Source organism: Niveibacterium umoris (genome assembly GCF_014197015.1).
GTDB classification, from domain to species: Bacteria; Pseudomonadota; Gammaproteobacteria; order Burkholderiales; family Rhodocyclaceae; genus Niveibacterium; species Niveibacterium umoris.
Genome location: NZ_JACIET010000012.1, coordinates 1 through 3,032 on the forward strand (window position 1 = coordinate 1; position 3,032 = coordinate 3,032).

General features: G+C 55.3%; 3 protein-coding genes. All 3 read right to left on the reverse strand.

Annotated features, from left to right (window positions below; genetic code table 11):
- Window positions 1–1,469 precede the first annotated feature (1,469 nt).
- Window positions 1,470–1,736 (reverse strand): hypothetical protein, encoded by a 267-nt coding sequence (locus GGR36_RS21510; RefSeq protein ID WP_183638621.1) that lies wholly within the window; start codon window positions 1,734–1,736, stop codon window positions 1,470–1,472.
- A gap of 202 nt (window positions 1,737–1,938) precedes the next feature.
- Window positions 1,939–2,331 carry a hypothetical protein gene (locus GGR36_RS21515; RefSeq protein WP_183638624.1) on the reverse strand — a complete coding sequence of 131 codons (393 nt, stop codon included), beginning with the start codon at window positions 2,329–2,331 and terminating at the stop codon, window positions 1,939–1,941.
- A 103-nt stretch (window positions 2,332–2,434) separates the two neighbouring features.
- The gene (locus GGR36_RS21520) at window positions 2,435–2,929 is read right to left on the reverse strand and encodes a hypothetical protein (protein WP_183638627.1); all 495 of its coding nucleotides are present in this window, start codon (window positions 2,927–2,929) and stop codon (window positions 2,435–2,437) included.
- Window positions 2,930–3,032: the final 103 nt, after the last annotated feature.

Below are 3,032 nucleotides of genomic sequence, written 5' to 3' on the forward strand. Positions count from 1 at the left end.
TCAAGAACACAAGATTCCCGGCGGTCATACTTCGAGAAGAGTGGGTCAGCTTCAGTACGCATAACGTTGGACGTAACGGGCGCCGGAGCGCAGCGAAGGGAACCAAAATGCGCAGCATTTTGGCGTCCCGTTGACGGACTTGTTGGGCGTCACGCTGTACGGCGCGCTGAGGGCCATCGAGCCCATTCTTCGCCTACGGTGAAACCCAGTGAGCTTTGCCAACGACCACTCCCGCAGCATTGAACTCGACTGACCATGCCTCGATGCCCTTGAATATCGGGTGCTCCCACCACAGCCGATAGGCGCACGGAACTAAACAGGGTCCGGTGGCATACCTCAAGAATGAATTGGCTTCATTGTCTCGGACGTCCGGACTTCCAAAACGCTCAGTGACTTGAGCCAACGATTGGCCGTTTTCGGTTTCCGCGAACGCGGCCTCGTACTTTGTCACCAGGCGTGAGCAGGCGATGGCGCCTACGACAACACCGGCGAGAAGAAACAAACAGATCATTCGGACCGTACGACTCATGACGCCCAACGTTGGACGTAACGGGCGCCGGAGCGCAGCGAAGGGAACCAAACCGCGCAGCGGTTTGGCGTCCCGTTGACGGAATAGTTAGGCGGCACGGCGGCACGGCGGCACGAACACAAGGGCAGCGAGCACCCATGACTACTAACCTCTCAAGCTTCTGCCGCAGCAGCGGCAAGAACCGGAACAGAATGAGTTGATGACCTCGGCGAAGGGGCTACCAACAGGCGGAGCAAGCGATGCGCCGCATTCGGAACACGCTGGCCGATGAATAAGCCAACTGAAAAAGATAACGCATACGAACGCCAAAGCGACGAAGTATGTGTGTACGTACAACGCGAGCAGGGCTGACAACATGCCAGTGCCCAAAAATGTAGCGAGATAGCTTCGGTACGTAGCTAGTGGGCTCATTGTCATTTGGGGCGCGAGTCAGAAGGACCTGACGCCTAACGTTGAAAGTAACCGGCACCGGAGCGCCAGCGGAGGGAACCCAAACTGCGTAGCAGTTTGGGTGTCCGGTTGACTGACAAGTTAGGCCGCGGTTTCAAAGCCTCCACCTCTCTTTGACTGCGTCGGCGATTACCTGCCCTGGGTCGATGCCAATTTCTTGTAACTTGCGCTTGAAAACCTCGATATGCCACCAAGGACAACTTGGGTCTCCGCATGGCTGGTCTGGGTCGCCGTCATGTTCGAAGTCCAAGTGGAAACAAAGCCAGTGCATTTGCTCGAAAACGTCGTATGACCCAGCGTTTACTTCGACCGGCTTCCCGCAGCGTTTGCACAGCTTGCTGTCGTTGGTATTCATGGGGTTTCGAAAGCGGCCTAACGTTGGACGTAACGGGCGCCGGAGCGCAGCGAGGGGAACCAAACTGCGTAGCAGTTTGGCGTCCCGTTGACGGACTGGTTAGGCCGGTGCCGAATTGATTGTTTCATTGATGAGCTACCAGCGCATTCCGGACATGGCGGACAGGCCAACGGTGACCACAACAAAATAGGCGCACGCCAAGCCGAGCGGAATGGAAACGATAGATGAAAGCGCTAGCGCCTTTGCCACGGTCTTCCGTTCTTTAAGTAGGGCATAAACCGCAATGCCTAGAGGAGCAGCTCCCACAACCGCAGGTAGAACAATCGCCAGATCTTGAATTGAACGCGGCAGGAACATCAGACCTAGAATCGTGGTCAGAACAACAATGACAGAAAATGCCAAAGAGGCTATTGATGTTAGCTTTAGCACCGTTGAAGCCCTGGCAAATTTGTTTCTAATGTCACGCCCATTGTGGCGCCCCCCAAATGTCTTTGATGTCCATCTTGATGAGGAAAATGCGGCCTAACGTTGGACGTAACGGGCGCCGGAGCGCAGCGGAGGGAACCAAACTGCGCAGCAGTTTGGCGTCCCGTTGACGGACTTGTTAGGCCGATTCTCTTTCACGCTGACTTTCCAGCAAGGATGACAGAAATAGACCCGCCAGAAAGACACAGACAGCAAGCAGTATCAGCACGTGAAAGATGTGCCAACTGGGGGCGTGGAGCATCGTTACCGCCGAAAATACGAGATAGATGACGAAAACCAGCAACGCAACAAGGGCCCGCCGCCACGAGTTGGAATAGTTCCAGGTTCTGAGACAAGCAATAAGGAGCGCTAGGTCAATTAGAACGTACGGAACACTGGCAGCCAGAGCATGCCAAAACGTAACTTGGCGCGACAGCGTTTCGTAGTCAAACACCTCGCGCCGAAATGTCATTGCTGCGATGGCTGCTACCGAATATGCCGCCGACACGCCGATGATCTGATTGCGACGCATGGTCTTTCGGGTCTAACGTTGGACGTAACGGGCGCCGGAGCGCAGCGGAGGGAACCAAACTGCGAAGCAGTTTGGCGTCCCGTTGACGGACTGGTTAGCGCATTTAGACAGACACATGCTTACCTGTCCAAGTGCTGAGTTTGGCCGCAGCGATCGATGCCTCGAGTTTGTTGCTAGTGAAGCCAAGACAGACTGACGAGAAGAAGCCGAGCGACAGCGAAACGGCGTAGCTCGTGCCGTAGCCCTCTTGGCTAGAGCTAGACTCGGAAATTGTGACACAACGGACTTTGTCGAAAGTGCAAAGCGGACCTTTGACATTCGACACAATGCGTTTGCTCTTGTGCAGCGATAGCGCCCGTACGCTGCCGCGAATGATAATTTCGTCCTCTGTTTCGGAGATCACTTCGAAATCGCTGCAGTCGTAGGGAGCAGGCGCAATACTGGGAAACAGGGTGCCCTCGTTATCAATCCAACGCACGGCGCGAGATAGTTGATACGCGCCGGCTATCAAGAGGGCGCAGATTGCCAGGGAGTAGGAAGACGCAATTAGTGCGACGATCAACACAGCACCGATTGCGAAATAGATCACCTTCTGCATTGTGAGCGCTAACGTTGGAGGTAACGGGCACCGAGGCGCAGCCGAGGGAACCAAAATGCGTAGCATTTTGGTGTCCCGTTGACTGACGTGTTAGCCGCGCAAC

Bases quoted from the DNA above. Each gene is read 5' to 3' on its own strand.
- GGR36_RS21515 (WP_183638624.1), bottom strand. From the start codon at position 2,331: ATGCGTCGCAATCAGATCATCGGCGTGTCGGCGGCATATTCGGTAGCA.
- GGR36_RS21520 (WP_183638627.1), bottom strand. From the start codon at position 2,929: ATGCAGAAGGTGATCTATTTCGCAATCGGTGCTGTGTTGATCGTCGCA.